General features: G+C 59.9%; 9 protein-coding genes. 6 read left to right on the plus strand and 3 right to left on the minus strand.

Annotation, left to right across the window (positions count from 1 at the left end; genetic code table 11):
* Positions 1-151: 151 nt before the first annotated feature.
* A complete protein-coding gene (locus tag BFP95_RS08155; RefSeq protein WP_065875329.1) occupies positions 152-2,590 on the minus strand; it encodes a Lon protease family protein in 2,439 nt (812 codons plus the stop codon).
* Positions 2,591-2,857: 267 nt separating this feature from the next.
* On the opposite strand from BFP95_RS08155, the gene BFP95_RS08160 reads away from it, so the two are divergent.
* From BFP95_RS08160 to BFP95_RS08175, 4 genes are all read left to right on the plus strand, one after another.
* Complete coding sequence (locus BFP95_RS08160; protein WP_010206666.1) at positions 2,858-3,346, plus strand: DUF3015 domain-containing protein; 489 nt, start codon at positions 2,858-2,860, stop codon at positions 3,344-3,346.
* Positions 3,347-3,439: 93 nt separating this feature from the next.
* Positions 3,440-5,293 (plus strand): Lnb N-terminal periplasmic domain-containing protein, encoded by a 1,854-nt coding sequence (locus BFP95_RS08165; protein ID WP_065891137.1) that lies wholly within the window; start codon positions 3,440-3,442, stop codon positions 5,291-5,293.
* A gap of 247 nt (positions 5,294-5,540) precedes the next feature.
* Positions 5,541-5,897, plus strand: coding sequence for a hypothetical protein (locus BFP95_RS08170; protein WP_065875333.1), 357 nt, complete (start codon positions 5,541-5,543; stop codon positions 5,895-5,897).
* 70 nt (positions 5,898-5,967) lie between these two features.
* Positions 5,968-6,465 carry a GreA/GreB family elongation factor gene (locus tag BFP95_RS08175; RefSeq protein WP_065909813.1) on the plus strand — a complete coding sequence of 166 codons (498 nt, stop codon included), beginning with the start codon at positions 5,968-5,970 and terminating at the stop codon, positions 6,463-6,465.
* Here BFP95_RS08175 and gdhA read toward each other — a convergent pair.
* Both gdhA and ettA read right to left on the minus strand, forming a co-directional pair.
* The gene (gene gdhA / locus BFP95_RS08180) at positions 6,462-7,799 is read right to left on the minus strand and encodes an NADP-specific glutamate dehydrogenase (RefSeq protein WP_065875335.1); all 1,338 of its coding nucleotides are present in this window, start codon (positions 7,797-7,799) and stop codon (positions 6,462-6,464) included. The genes BFP95_RS08175 and gdhA overlap by 4 nt on opposite strands.
* Positions 7,800-8,146: 347 nt before the next feature.
* On the minus strand, positions 8,147-9,811 hold the full coding sequence (gene ettA, locus BFP95_RS08185; RefSeq protein ID WP_049711458.1) for an energy-dependent translational throttle protein EttA: 1,665 nt from the start codon (positions 9,809-9,811) through the stop codon (positions 8,147-8,149).
* A gap of 160 nt (positions 9,812-9,971) precedes the next feature.
* On the opposite strand from ettA, the gene BFP95_RS08190 reads away from it, so the two are divergent.
* Positions 9,972-10,577, plus strand: coding sequence for a LysE family translocator (locus BFP95_RS08190; RefSeq protein ID WP_065875336.1), 606 nt, complete (start codon positions 9,972-9,974; stop codon positions 10,575-10,577).
* Positions 10,578-10,698: 121 nt separating this feature from the next.
* Positions 10,699-14,550 (plus strand): bifunctional diguanylate cyclase/phosphodiesterase, encoded by a 3,852-nt coding sequence (locus tag BFP95_RS08195; RefSeq protein WP_065909815.1) that lies wholly within the window; start codon positions 10,699-10,701, stop codon positions 14,548-14,550.
* Positions 14,551-14,560: the final 10 nt, after the last annotated feature.

The raw sequence follows: 14,560 nt of genomic DNA on the forward strand, positions 1-14,560 counted from the left end.
ACCGCTATCGCAGCATAAGTATCTACACATCTTCAAAGTGAAATTGCGTAGCAGAGGGCACCCTCAAGATGTGTAGATACCTATGGCTATCGCAGCGGTGCGGCGACCCGACAAGCCAGCTCCCACACTTGACCGCATCACGACAAAAAAATCAGGTGGGTTTGGCTTCCGCCAACGCCTGCTGTGCCAACTCCTTCTCCGCCTCCTTCAAGTCTTCCTCGCTGATCATCTCGGCAATCGCGCGCAAGCGCTCTACCACGCGCGCATTGACCGTGCCTTCAGGGAACTGCCCTTCCGCATCCGGCTCACCGGCATCCTCACCCACCAGTAGGCTCAAGGCCTCATCCGCCTGGCGCACGGCATAGATGTGGAACTGCCCGGCGCGCACCGCCTGCAGCACCTTCTCATCAAGCATCAGCGTGGCGACGTTGGCTTGCGGAATGATCGCCCCTTGCTCGCCGGTCAGCCCGCGTGCTTCACAGAGGCGGAAGAAACCTTCGATCTTCTCGTTGACCCCGCCCACCGCCTGCACTTCACCAAACTGATTGATCGAACCGGTGATGGCAAAGCACTGTTTGAGCGGCGTCTTCGACAAGGCCGAGATCAAGGTGCACGCCTCGCCCAGGGACGCACTGTCGCCGTCCACGTAGCCGTAGGATTGCTCCAGCGCGATGCTGGCCGAGATCGCCAGCGGGAATTCCTGGGCATAACGGCTACCCAGGTAACCGGTGAGGATCATCACCCCCTTGGAGTGAATCGGCTGGCCGAGGTTAACCTCACGCTCGATGTCTACAATGCCGCTGCCGCCCGGGTACACCGTGGCGGAAATCCGCGCCGGCACGCCGAACGCCGAGTCACCGACCTCCAGCACCGTCAGCCCGTTGCACTTGCCTACGGCCGCGCCTGCGGTGTCGATCAGGATGACCCCGGCCAGCATGTCGTCGAGAATCCGTGCCGACACGCGCCCGGTGCGCGTGGCCTTAGCCTTGAGTGCGCGCTCGATATGACCGGCGTCGGTCATTTCGTCGCCCGCCAGGTGGCGAATGAAATCCGCTTCGCTGACCAGCTGGAACAAATCACCAATGCGCGCCGACAAGCGCCCCTGGTGTTCCGCCAAGCGTGCGCTGTAAGTGGCCAGCCGTGCCACCGCATCCGAGGTCAGCGGCGCCATGCCTTCTTCCGATGTGCGGGTTTTGAGCAATTGGGCGAACTGCTCCAGGCTCTCATCGACCATCGGGATGTCTTCGTCGAAATCCACCAGCACCCGGAACATCTCCTGGAAATCCGGATCGGCGTCCTGCAACGCGTAGTACAGCTGGCGGGAACCAATGATGATGACCTTGACCTGCAGCGGGATCATCTGCGGGTTGAGGGTCACCGTAGCCAGGCGGCCCAACTCGCCCAACGGCGATTCCATCTTCAGCTTGCGCGACTGCAGGGAGCGCTTGAGGGCGTCCCAGACAAACGGTTCGCTGAGCATTTTTTCGGCTTCAAGAATCAGGAAACCGCCATTGGCGCGGTGCAAGGCGCCCGGACGTAATTGGCGATAGGTGGTGTAGAGCGCGCCCTGGTCGGTGCTGTATTCGATACGGCCGAACAGGTTGTCGTAAGTCGGGTGCGGTTCAAATACCACCGGTGCGCCACCGTTGACCGGATGGCCCACCACCAGGCTTGGGCAGTACTGCTCTTCAAGCAGCTTGCGCGCCTGGGCGTCGGTCTTAGCGTCGTCCACCAGTTGCTCGACTACGGTCTTGAGCAGGTACACCTGCATGGCTTGCAGATAACCGCAGACAGCGGCGTTTTCCGCGTACTTTTCCGACAGCGGTGCGAGCAAAGGCTGCAGGGCCAGCGTGATGGTTTCTTCGTTGAACTGGCGCAGTTGGTTATTGGACTCACGTTTCCACTGCGGCAGGCTGGCCAGTTCCTCATTGAGACGTTCTTCCAGCTCGGAAATATCCGTGTGGAAACGCTCGCGATCGGCTTCCGGTAGCTGCGAGAACTCGGCCTCGTCCAGCGCCTTGCCGTCGAGCATCGGGGTAAAGGCGATATTGGAGCTGTCGCGGTATAGCGCGACGTCTTTTTCCAGGGCCAGGCGTTCGATTACGTCCAGGGCCTTGTCGTAGCGCTGGTTGAAGGCGCGGTCGATGGCACTCTTGCGCTGTTGATACGTCGGATGCTCGAAAACCGCCGGGAAGGTGGCGACCAGGTTGTCGACCAAGCCGTTGATATCGGCAATAAACGCCGCCGCCCCGCCGCCTGGTAGTTCCAGGGCGCGGGGTTCGCGAGGCTCATCGAAATTATTCACATAGACCCAATCTGCCGGGGTCTGCAGGCGTTTGCCTTCGGCTTTCAGGTAACGTTTGACGAACGAAAAGCGGCCGGTGCCGGGCTCGCCCATGACAAACACGTTGTAACCGGGGCGTGGCATGGCCACACCGAACTGCAGTGCTTCAACCGCACGTTCCTGGCCAAGCACACCGCGAAAGGGCTCCAGATCATTGGTGGTCGAGAAGCTGAACTGTTCAGCGGAGAAAGGGCGAGTCAGCGCTTCGGGCGCTAGACGCAAGCTGGCAGCAACAGGATCAGGCATCGGGCTTCCTTACATCAGGCGGGGCAGATAACGGCATTCTGGCTCCCGGTTACGCGCTCTGGCAAGGCGCGCTTGAGGGAAAGCATAGACGCGGGATGCGTCCCGCAAAAATAGTGCGACATCGCGAATTGTTTTATAAAAATACACGGAACCCTTAGAACGTGCCTAAACTCCAAACTGCGCGGGTTGGACTAATAACCGACCCCTAGGGCGCGTTGACGTGCCTGAACCCTTGTCCATTGGTTTGCACACAAAGAGAACAAAGCTATGAAACGGATCCTTCTCGGTACTCTCTTCACCGTCGTCTCCCTCAATGCAATGGCAGAAGCACCAGGTGGCCCGAACTGCGGTTGGGGCAACATGTTGTTTGAAGGCCAGCGCGGTACTCCAGCTCACTTCCTGGCCTCCACCACCAACGGTACTTCGGGTAACGCCACCTTCGGCATGACCTCGGGCACCAACGGTTGCAGCACCAACAGCGCCCTGAGCTATGGCGGCAAGTCCTGGATTGCCATGAATGGCATGATGAACGAGCTGTCCGAAGACATGGCCAAGGGTAACGGCGAAGCGCTGACTACCTACGCTGTGGTACTGGGTGTTGCACCGGAAGATCGCGAGCACTTTGCTGCCGTGACTCACGAGCACTTCCAGCAAATCTTCAGCAAGGCTGACGTGACTGCTGATGACGTGCACAACAACACCATTGCTGTACTGAAAAGTGATGCCCGTCTGGCGAAATACGCTACCCAGGCTTAAGCTCGACCTGCCCGCGCCTTTCGAGGCGCGGGTTTTATTTTTTCGACCTGTCCCCCCTTGGGTCTTTTTTTTATTTCGACTTAAGTAGCCCCCATGCTCAAACGCCTCGCTTGCCTGGCTCTCTTCGCCTGCGCCCCGCTGTACGCGGCACCGCACCTCGATGATCAACGTTTGCAGCAATTGGCCAATGACCCCTTCTGGTTATCCCTGGGCCACTACGAAGCCGGCAAGATCAGCGGCTGGCGCAGTTATGTCAGCGAAAAAAAGTTTTTCCTCGCACCTGACGGCGCCCATCACCCGGATGCGGAACTCAAGGCCACCGTCGACGCCCTTTACGCGCCGGCCAGCCTGGGTGAACAACACGCCCAGTGCGTGTACCCCGCACGAACCCGCTGGCTCAAGGATCAGTTGCAACTTACTGACCTGCCTGCCGTGGACTGCAAAGAATTCAAGCAGTGGTTCAAGGACGTCGCCCCCCATAGTGCGGTGATGATCTTCCCAGCGGCCTACCTCAACAGCCCCTCGTCGATGTTCGGCCACACTCTGCTGCGCATCGACCAGGCCGACGTGCAAAGTAACAACACTGCCCTGCTCAGCTACGCGATCAACTTCGGCGCCTATATCGAGGGCTCCGACAACAGCATTCTCTACGCCTGGAAAGGCTTGATGGGGGGTTACCCCGGCCTGTTCGCCCTGGTGCCCTACCAGGAAAAACTCTCCGAGTACCGTAGTCTCGAGAACCGCGACCTGTGGGAATACCGCCTCAACCTCACCCAGGTCGAGACCGAACGCATGGTCGAGCACGTGTGGGAGCTCAAGCAGATCCAGTTCGACTACTTCTTCTTTGACGAAAACTGCTCCTATCGCCTGCTGGAACTGCTGCAAGTGGCGCGCCCTGGCCTACGCCTGACCGAGCAATTTCCGCTGACCGCCATCCCGACCGACACGGTCAAGGCCGTGAAAGAGGCCGGTCTGGTAGAAAAGATCGACTACCGCCCTTCCCGCGAACGCGAACTGCTGGAGCGCGCCAAGCCACTCGACAGCGACGAGCAGCAATGGGTATTGAAGGTCAGCGACGACCAGAAACAATTGCAGGAGCCTGCCTTCAAAGCCCTGCCCCGCGAGCGCCAGGCCCTAATCATCGACGCCGCTTACCGCCTGGGCCGCTACCGCGCCAATGGCCTGGAGCGCGACACCGCCCGCTCCCAGCGCAGCTTCGAACTGCTGCGCGCGATCAATCAGAACCCTGCGCCCGACCTTAAAATCGTACCGCCCGGCCTGCCGGAAAACGGCCATGAATCGCGCACCTGGCAAGCCGGCATCGGCACCCGTGGCGACAAAGCCTTTGGCGAATACGGCCTGCGCATGGCCTACCACGACCTCAACGACAACGCTGAAGGCTTCCCCCTCGGCGCGCAGATCGAAATCCTGCAAATGAAACTGCGCCAGTACGAGGGCAACCACTGGCAACTGCAGCAACTGGACCTGGCCACCATCCGCTCCCTGACCCCGCGCAACGCGCTGTTGCAACCCTGGTCATGGCAAGTCACCGGCGGTCTGGAGCGCGTGCCTGGCAAACACGACGACGAAACCCTGGTCGCCCACGTCAACGGCGGCGCCGGCGGCACCTGGCAACTGCGCGACGACATGCTCGGCTTCGCCCTTGGCACCGTACGCGTGGAACACAACAACGACTTCAACGAAGCCATCTCCCCCGCAGCCGGTTTCAATACCGGGGTGTTGTGGAGGAATCCGCTGGGTAATTTGAGTTTGGAAGCCAAGGGTGATTTCTTCACCAATGGCGAAGTGCGGCGCAGCATCAGCTTGAACCAGCAGTGGGAGCTGTCACGCAACCTGGGGCTGCGGTTGAGTGCACAGCGCGAGTACAGCCACCTTTCCACGCCGGTCAACGAAGTGATGCTTGAAGTGAAGTGGTATCACTACTAATCAAAGCCTGACGAAGATCAAAATGTGGGAGCGGGCTTGCTCGCGAATGCGGTGTATCAGTCACTGGAAACTTGGCTGAGCCACCGCTTTCGCGAGCAAGCCCGCTCCCACATTTGGTGTTGTGTTTAGCCAAACACCATCGTGCGGTCCGCACTTACAACACCTTTCTCACTCTCCTTTCACACCTCCCTGACAAATCCCCTTCTAGACTCTCCCTATCAGCCGTGAAACGGCCAGGGAGTACGCCATGTGGCGGTCTGCGTTATTGCTGTGTGCGGTGGTGTGGCTGGCGGGTTGCCAAACGACCCATCAGGATTTACTGGCCAAGGGTTATCCACCGGCCTTTGCCGACGGTTTTGACGATGGCTGCAGCAGTGGTCGCCAGGCTGCCGGGGTGATCACCGGGGAGTTTCGCAAAAATGTGCCGCGTTATCTGAAGGATCGGCAATACGCCGAAGGCTGGGAGGATGGCTTTCGACAGTGCAAGGCCATGCGTGAAAACGAAGAGTTGCGCGACTACAGGGACAACCACTGGGATGACCGCGAGCGGGCTTGGCAGCATGAGAAAGACCGCGACGCCGCCAGGGCCTATCGCTCGCAATAGGTCGCTTTCAGACATCCATCGAAACTATTGCGCGGCGAACATGGCCCAAACTCCATAGAGGGAGAACACCATGAGCCGAGCTTTTGTAAACGAGGACAATGCTGCCGCCCAGGCTGATCAGCCGGTGGAGCGTCAGGTCAGTGAGCAGCCCAACCGTCTGACTGCGCAGGGTTTGGCGCAATTGCAGGCCAAGGTTGCGCAGTTGCAGCAGGAACACAGCGCTGAATCCGCCAAGGGCGAGCGCGCTGACAAACAACGCCAGGCCGACCTTGAACGGGATTTGCGTTACTTCAATCAACGGGTGGAGAGCGCCCAAGTGGTGGCACCGGCCACTTCCAGCGATAAGGTGCAGATCGGCAGTTGGGTGACGTTCGCCAATGAGCAGGACGAGCAGCAGCGCATTCAGTTGGTCGGTGAAGATCAGGCGGACGCCAACGCGGGCTTGATCAACTGGGGTTCGCCCCTGGGCCGCGCATTGCTGGGCGCCCAGGTGGGTGACGAGGTGCTGTGGCTGCGCCCCGTCGGCGATCAGTTGATCGAAGTGCTGCTGATTGAGCCCGAGGCTTAGACGATGCCTTGAGCCAGCATCGCGTCGGCGACTTTGACGAAACCCGCGATATTCGCGCCTTTCACGTAGTTGACCCGACCGTTTTCTTCGCCGTAATGCACGCAGGCATGGTGGATCGACTGCATGATGGCGTGCAGCTTGCTGTCCACTTCGCCCGCCGTCCACAGCAGGCGCATGGCGTTCTGCGACATTTCCAGGCCACTGACCGCGACACCGCCGGCGTTGGAGGCTTTGCCCGGTGCGAACAGAACGCCCGCCTCGATAAAGATATCCACAGCCTCCAGCGTGGTCGGCATATTGGCGCCTTCGGCCACGCAGAGGCAGCCGTTGCGCAGCAGGGTGCGCGCAGCATCGGCATTGAGTTCGTTCTGAGTGGCGCAGGGCAGCGCGATGTCGCAGGCCAATTCCCACGGGGTTTGACCCTTGCGAAACTCCAGGCCAAAACGCTCGGCCAGTTCGCTGATGCGGCCGCGTTGCACGTTTTTCAGCTCAAGCAAGGCCGACCATTGCTCCTCGGTCAAACCGCTTTCGGCGTACAGGGTGCCTTCGGAATCGGACAGGGAAATCACCTTGCCGCCCAGGTCCATCACCTTGCGCGCCGCGTATTGCGCCACGTTGCCGGAACCGGACACCGCCACACGCTTGCCCTCGACACGCTGGTTATTGCGCTTGAGCATTTCTTCGGCGAAGTACACGCAACCGAAGCCGGTGGCTTCCGGGCGAATCAGGCTGCCGCCGTAGGTCATGCCCTTGCCGGTCAACACCGAAGTGAATTGGTTGCTCAGGCGCTTGTACTGACCAAACAGGAAGCCGATTTCACGGGCGCCCACGCCGATATCGCCGGCCGGCACGTCCACGTCTGCGCCGATATGGCGGTACAGCTCGCTCATGAAGGATTGGCAGAAGCGCATGACCTCAGCATCGCTCTTGCCCTTGGGATCAAAGTCCGAGCCGCCCTTGCCGCCGCCCATAGGCAGCGAGGTCAGCGAGTTCTTGAAGGTCTGCTCGAAGGCGAGGAATTTCAGCACACCCAGGTTCACCGACGGGTGGAAGCGCAGGCCGCCTTTATAAGGGCCAATGGCGCTGTTCATCTGGATACGGAAACCGCGATTGACCTGGACCTTGCCATGATCATCCACCCACGACACCCGGAAGGTAATCGCGCGTTCCGGCTCGCAGATGCGCTCCAGGATGCCCGATGCCAGGTAGTGAGGGTTGGCTTCAAGAAACGGCCACAGGCTGCGTAGGACTTCTTCTACTGCCTGGTGGAATTCGGGCTGGTCTGGGTCGCGTTTCTTGAGGCGAGCGAGGAAGGATTCGACGGATTCGATCATGAAAAGTCTCGGCAGATTTTTAGTTGTTAACAGAGATTGAGCCGGACTTTATCAATTCGTTTCGCACTGCGACAGGGCAAAATGTCGCCTTTATGAATTTAAATGGTGCATTTGATATAAATAACTACATTATTTCGCCCCCAAATGGGGATTTCAGCTCAAACCATGCACCAATAGGTAGTCGGGCATCGCAGGTAAGCCAGCTCCCACATTGATCGAGTACATCCGCATCAGCGCGGTCAAGTGTGGGAGCAGGCTTGCCTGCGATGAGATCACCTCGGTCACCCTGAAAAGCACGCAAAAAAAACGGAGCCCTAAGGCTCCGCTCTTTCAAAACACCGACCCAATCAGGCCAGTTTCTTGTGGCGCACACGGTGCGGCTGGGCAGCAGCATCGCCCAAACGCTTCTTACGGTCCGCTTCGTACTCGGTGTAGTTACCTTCGAAGAACACCGCCTGGGAGTCATCTTCGTACGCCAGGATGTGAGTCGCGACGCGGTCAAGGAACCACCGATCGTGAGAGATCACAATGGCGGCGCCAGGGAAGTCCAACAGCGCTTCTTCCAGGGAACGCAAGGTTTCAACGTCGAGGTCGTTGGACGGTTCGTCGAGCAACAGCACGTTGCCGCCCTCTTTCAGGGTCAGGGCCAAGTGCAAGCGACCGCGCTCACCGCCGGACAGGTCCTTGACGAACTTCTGCTGATCGCCGCCCTTGAAGTTGAAACGGCCCACGTAGGTACGCGACGGGATTTCATAGTTGCCGATACGGATCTGGTCAGAACCGTCGGAAATCTGCTGGAACACCGTCTTGCTGCCGTCGAGGTCTTCGCGGCTCTGGTCCACGCAGGCCAGCTGCACGGTTTCACCGACTTCGATAGTGCCCGAATCCGGCGTTTCCTTGCCCATCAGCATACGGAACAGCGTGGATTTACCCGCACCGTTACCACCAATAACGCCGACGATCGCGCCTTTTGGCATGGAGAACGACAGGTTGTCGATCAGCACACGGTCGCCATAGCCTTTGGATACGTTCTTGAACTCGATGACCTTGTCACCCAGGCGCGGGCCGGCCGGGATGTAGATCTCGTTGGTTTCGCTGCGCTTCTGGAATTCCTGCGATTGCATTTCTTCAAAGCGTTGCAGACGTGCCTTGGATTTGGACTGACGCGCCTTGGCGCCTTTGCGCACCCACTCCAGTTCTTCCTTCATGGCTTTTTCATGGGCCGATTGTTGCTTGGATTCGGCAGCCAGACGGTCGGACTTGGCTTCCAGCCAACCGGAGTAGTTGCCCTCGTAAGGGATACCGGCGCCACGGTCGAGCTCGAGGATCCAGCCGGCCACGTTGTCCAGGAAGTACCGGTCGTGCGTGATTGCAACCACGGTGCCCGGGAAATCGTGAAGGAAATGCTCCAGCCAGGCGACGGAATCGGCGTCCAAGTGGTTGGTCGGTTCGTCGAGCAGCAGCATGTCAGGGGCCGACAGCAGCAGGCGACACAGGGCCACACGGCGCTTTTCACCACCGGACAGGAATTCGACCTTGGCGTCCCATGCCGGCAGACGCAACGCATCGGCGGCCACTTCCAGCTGACGCTCCAGGTTGTGACCGTCGCTGGCCTGCAGGATGGCTTCGAGCTTGGCTTGTTCGGCTGCCAGTTTGTCGAAGTCGGCGTCTTCTTCAGCGTAAGCTGCGTAAACCTCGTCGAGGCGCGCCTGGGCGTTCTTGATCACGCTGACGGCTTCTTCAACCACTTCGCGAACGGTCTTGGTCGGGTCCAGGATCGGCTCTTGCGGCAGGTAGCCGATGTTCAGGTCGGGCATCGGGCGGGCTTCGCCTTCGAACTCGGTGTCGACGCCGGCCATGATTTTCAACAGCGTGGACTTACCCGAACCGTTGAGGCCGAGCACGCCGATCTTGGCGCCAGGGAAAAAGGACAGCGAAATATTTTTCAGGATTTCCCGCTTCGGAGGGACAACTTTGCCCAGCCGATGCATGGTGAAGACGTATTGAGCCAAAATGTGGACCTCATGAAAAAGTGAGAACAGGCCTACGTAGCGTCATGGCGCTGTACATAGCATTGCGAATCCTCAAGGTTAACCTAAGTGGCCGAGCGTATCGAAATCTATCTGTTAGATTAGCCGCCCAACCCCTCAGAGGTTCCAGGAGACCCCCTTCATGCTTGGCGTCATTTCTGCACTCGGCTTGCTGCTATTAATGCCGGGCCCCACCAACACACTGCTATTGCGCTCGGGAATACTCACGGGGTTCAGGCGCGCCTGGCCGCTGAGCCTGCTGGAGTGCCTGGCGTACCTGACGCAGATATCCTTCTGGGGCTACCTGCTCAGCCATATAGGCGACAGCGTGCCTTGGGGGCTGAAGCTCGTGCAGTTCGCTTCGGTCTGTTACCTGATCAGGACTTCCTACCTGCTGTGGTGCCACCCCGACGAAACACTCAAGTCTGCACCTGAAGCACGCGTATCCAGACTGCATTTCTTTCTGCTGACGCTGATCAACCCCAAGGGTTTGCTGATCGTTTCGTTCATCGTCCCCGTGCAGACGTTTATCGACCTGACGTTATATGTGCAGTTCGTCGCACAGTTCACAGCCGTGGTGGTACCGGTGGGGTGCGCATGGGTACTGTTCGGCGCCCGCATCAGACATGGCGGATACGCCTGGCTGACGCCGCACGCCATCAACCGCACGGCCTCTGTGGTTATCGGCGTCTTCACGCTCGCCATCCTGACCCGCCTGGCCGACAGCCTGATCCACACAGGTGCCTGACTTGAGTCCTGCCAGGCGGGGCTGGCACTTTGCCACAAGTCAGGGCATGCTAGCCGCCCTCCGGGCGTCCGGCTTATAGTGCACGTCGCGCGCCAGTCCAGCCAAACCGCAGGATCACAGCTTGTCCAAAGTCACGCCGCCTACTCCCCTGCGCGCCGCTCATATAGCGCCGGGAGCGCCCCTGCACGGCACCCTCAAAGGCGCATTGGCGACGCTCGTCCTCATGCTGCTCGCCTTATTGTTCTGGCAACTGCTTGACCAGTTGCAGCAAAACCAGAAGAACCAGCAGCAATACACCATCGACTACAGTGCCGACCTGGCCGAACAGATCAGCCTGAACATGGCCCTGAGCGCAAAAATCGCTCTTAACCTACTCCCGATGGTCGAGCCACCGCGCGACAGCGAACAGCAACAGGCCTTGATGCGCACCTTGCAGCGCTCGCTGCCGGAGCTGCGCAGCGTCGCCCTGCTCGCCCCCAGCGGCGCGATGATCAGTGACAGCGCCACCGACAGCCAGGACGGCGCCTGGCTTGAAGAGCTGGTGCAGCGCAGCCACTCCCAGTCCTATTACCTGAGCAACAGCAACGACGGCACCCTCATCTATCTGCTATTGCACCAGCCCAGCGGCGGTTCAAGGATGTACTGGGCATTGCGCCTGGCGCCCAACTACCTGGCCAACCTCACCCCCCAGGACGGCCAGGGCCAACGCCCGATGTGGGTCATCGAGAATCGCGTCAACCACCGCGTCATCAGCCGGGACAGCGGCATGCCGGCCCAGTGGGCCAGCGCCCTCACACCGGACGAACTGAATAAAAGCGTACTGGTCACGCCCCTGAGCAAGAGCGACTGGCAATTGCGTGGGCTGTTCGACCGCACCGCCGTGTTGGAGCAACTGTTGCCGGCGTTTATCGGCAAATGCCTGTTGGGCCTGGCGTTCTCGCTGATCCCGGTGATCGTGCTGTTGAACATGCGTCGCCGCCAGCGCCAAGTGCATGAAGGCCGGCGGCGCTACCAGGACATTTTCGAAGGCACCGGCGTGGCCCTGTGCGTGCTTGACTTATCGGGCCTGAACGGTTTCTTCGACAAGACCCGATTGCAGACCCGTGAGCAATTGCACGACTGGCTGCAGGCCAACCCCGACGAGCGCCAGCGACTGCTCAAGGAGTTGCGCATCACCGAGGTCAACCAGGTGGCGGTGCGCCTGTTGAACGTGGGCTCCTGCGAGGAGGCCTGGGGACGCCTGATCGATGACTGCCCGCGCAATGCCACGTCCATCGGTTGCCAGATACTTGATGCTGTCCTGACCCAACAGAGCCAGTTGGAGCTGGAAATCCAGCTCAAGGACGTGGCCGGCAACGAGCAATACCTGTGGTTGGTGATGCGCCTGCCCGAGCAACAAGACGACTTCAAGGCAGTGATCCTCAGTATCAGCGATATCACCAGCCGCAAGCTGATCGAGCTGTCGCTGGTCGAACGGGAAAGCTTCTGGTCAGACGTGGTCCGCACCGTGCCCGACCACCTGTATGTGCAGGATGTGATCAGCCAGCGCATGATTTTCAGCAACCACCATTTGGGCCACACTCTCGGCTACAACAAGGCCGAACTGCAGCAAATGGGCGAGTACTTCTGGGAAATCCTGCTGCACCCCGAGGACGCCGAGCATTACCACGATTTGCGCCAGCAGCAGCGCAATGTCGGCTACACCACGCAGTTACACTGCCAACTGCGCTTCCGTCATCGCGATAACCAGTGGCGCCGTTTTGATATCCGTGAACAAGCCCTGGCCCGCGAAGAGACCGCGCAGATCAGCCGGATCATCGGCGTGGCCAAGGACATCACCGACCAGATCGAAGCCAGTGAATCCCTGCGCGACAGCGAACAGCGCTACCGCATGCTGGCCGAAAGCATCAGCGACGTGATCTGCTCCACCGACAGCCAATTGGCCCTCAACTATGTCAGCCCATCGGTCAATGCCGTGCTGGGCTATGACGTGGATTGGGTGTTCAAGAACGGCTGGCAGTCGATCATTGCCAACCCGCAGCAACTGACCGGCATTTATAGCCTGATGGAGCAGGTCAGCCGCGCGCTGGGCGATCCCGAGGCACTGAACAAGCTGCGTGATGACATTCAAACCCAGCTGTTCCTGTTCGATTGCCTGCGCGCCGACGGTCGCAAAGTGCCGATTGAGTTGCGCCTGGTGCTGGTGTGGGACGAACACGGCGCCTTTGAAGGCATCCTTGGTGTGGGTCGCGACATCAGCCAGCAGCGCCGCGCCGAGAAAGACCTGCGCATGGCGGCCACGGTATTCGAGCACTCCACGTCGGCGATCCTGATCACCGACCCGGCGGGGTATATCGTGCAGGCCAACGAGGCGTTCAGCCGGGTCAGCGGCTATGCGGTCAGCGATGTGCTCGATCAATTGCCCAACATGCTCACCGTCGACGAACAGCAGGAAGCCCACTTGCGCTACGTGCTCAAGCAACTGCATCAGCACAGCACCTGGGAAGGCGAAGTGTGGCTCAAGCGCCGCAATGGCGAGCATTACCCGGCGTGGGTCGGCATCACTGCCGTGTTTGACGATGAGGGCGACCTGGCCAGCTACGTGTGCTTTTTCAGTGATATCAGCGAGCGCAAGGCCAGCGAACAGCGCATCCACCGCCTGGCCTACTATGACGCCCTGACCCACCTGCCCAACCGCACGCTGTTCCAGGATCGCCTGCACACCGCGTTGCAGTCGGCCGAACGGCAGAAGTCGTGGGTGGTGCTGATGTTCCTCGACCTCGACCGCTTCAAACCGATCAACGACTCCCTGGGTCACGCCGCCGGCGACCGCATGCTTAAGGAAATGGCTACGCGCCTGCTGGGTTGCGTGGCCGAAGACGACACCGTGGCGCGCATGGGTGGCGACGAGTTCACGCTGCTCCTGCAGCCACGGGTCAACCGTGAAATGGCGCTGAACCGCGCGATCCATGTGGCCGAGCAGATCCTCGCCAGCCTGGTAAAACCCTTTGTATTGGAAGGCCGAGAATTCTTTGTGACCGCCAGTATCGGTATCGCCCTCAGCCCGCAGGACGGTAACGAGCTGAGCCAGTTGATGAAAAACGCCGACACCGCGATGTATCACGCCAAGGAGCGCGGCAAGAACAATTTCCAGTTCTACCAGTCGGACATGAACGCCAGCGCCCTGGAGCGCCTGGAGCTGGAAAGCGATTTGCGCCACGCCCTGGAACAGGACGAATTCGTGCTCTATTACCAGCCGCAGTTCAGCGGCGACGGCAAGCGCCTGACGGGCGCCGAGGCCCTGCTGCGCTGGCGCCACCCGCGTCGCGGGCTGGTGCCGCCGGGGGACTTCATCCCGGTGCTGGAAGAGTTAGGCCTGGTGGTGGACGTCGGCGACTGGGTGATCAGCGAAGCCTGTCGCCAACTCAAGACCTGGCACCAGAACAAGGTGCGCGTGCCGAAAGTCTCGGTGAATATCTCCGCGCGGCAGTTCTCCGACGGCCAGTTGGGCACGCGCATTGCCACAATCCTCAAGGACACTGGCTTGCCGCCGGCGTGCCTGGAGCTGGAGCTGACCGAAAGTATCCTGATGCGCGAAGTCAACGAGGCCATGCATATTCTCGACAGCCTGAAAAACCTGGGCCTGAGCATTGCGGTGGACGACTTCGGAACGGGTTATTCGTCACTCAACTACCTCAAGCAATTCCCTATCGACGTGCTGAAGATCGACCGCACCTTTGTCGACGGCCTGCCGTCAGGCGAGCAGGATGCACAGATCGCCCGGGCCATTATCGCCATGGCCCACAGCCTGAACCTGGCAGTGATCGCTGAAGGCGTGGAAACCCATGAGCAACTGGACTTCCTGCGTGAGCATGGCTGCGATGAAGTGCAGGGCTACCTGTTTGGGCGGCCGATGCCGGCGCATCGGTTTGAGGCGCAGTTCAGTAACGACGCCCTCTTCATGTTCGACTGAGTTTGTGTGG

Origin of the sequence: Pseudomonas sp. 58 R 12 (assembly GCF_900005865.1) — a bacterium.
Lineage (GTDB): Bacteria > Pseudomonadota > Gammaproteobacteria > Pseudomonadales > Pseudomonadaceae > Aquipseudomonas > Aquipseudomonas tritici.

Coding starts and splice junctions, on each gene's coding strand:
- BFP95_RS08190 (WP_065875336.1), top strand. CDS start 9,972: ATGCTTGGCGTCATTTCTGCACTCGGCTTGCTGCTATTAATGCCGGGC.
- BFP95_RS08165 (WP_065891137.1), top strand. CDS start 3,440: ATGCTCAAACGCCTCGCTTGCCTGGCTCTCTTCGCCTGCGCCCCGCTG.
- BFP95_RS08155 (WP_065875329.1), bottom strand. CDS start 2,590: ATGCCTGATCCTGTTGCTGCCAGCTTGCGTCTAGCGCCCGAAGCGCTG.
- BFP95_RS08160 (WP_010206666.1), top strand. CDS start 2,858: ATGAAACGGATCCTTCTCGGTACTCTCTTCACCGTCGTCTCCCTCAAT.
- BFP95_RS08170 (WP_065875333.1), top strand. CDS start 5,541: ATGTGGCGGTCTGCGTTATTGCTGTGTGCGGTGGTGTGGCTGGCGGGT.
- gdhA (WP_065875335.1), bottom strand. CDS start 7,799: ATGATCGAATCCGTCGAATCCTTCCTCGCTCGCCTCAAGAAACGCGAC.
- BFP95_RS08175 (WP_065909813.1), top strand. CDS start 5,968: ATGAGCCGAGCTTTTGTAAACGAGGACAATGCTGCCGCCCAGGCTGAT.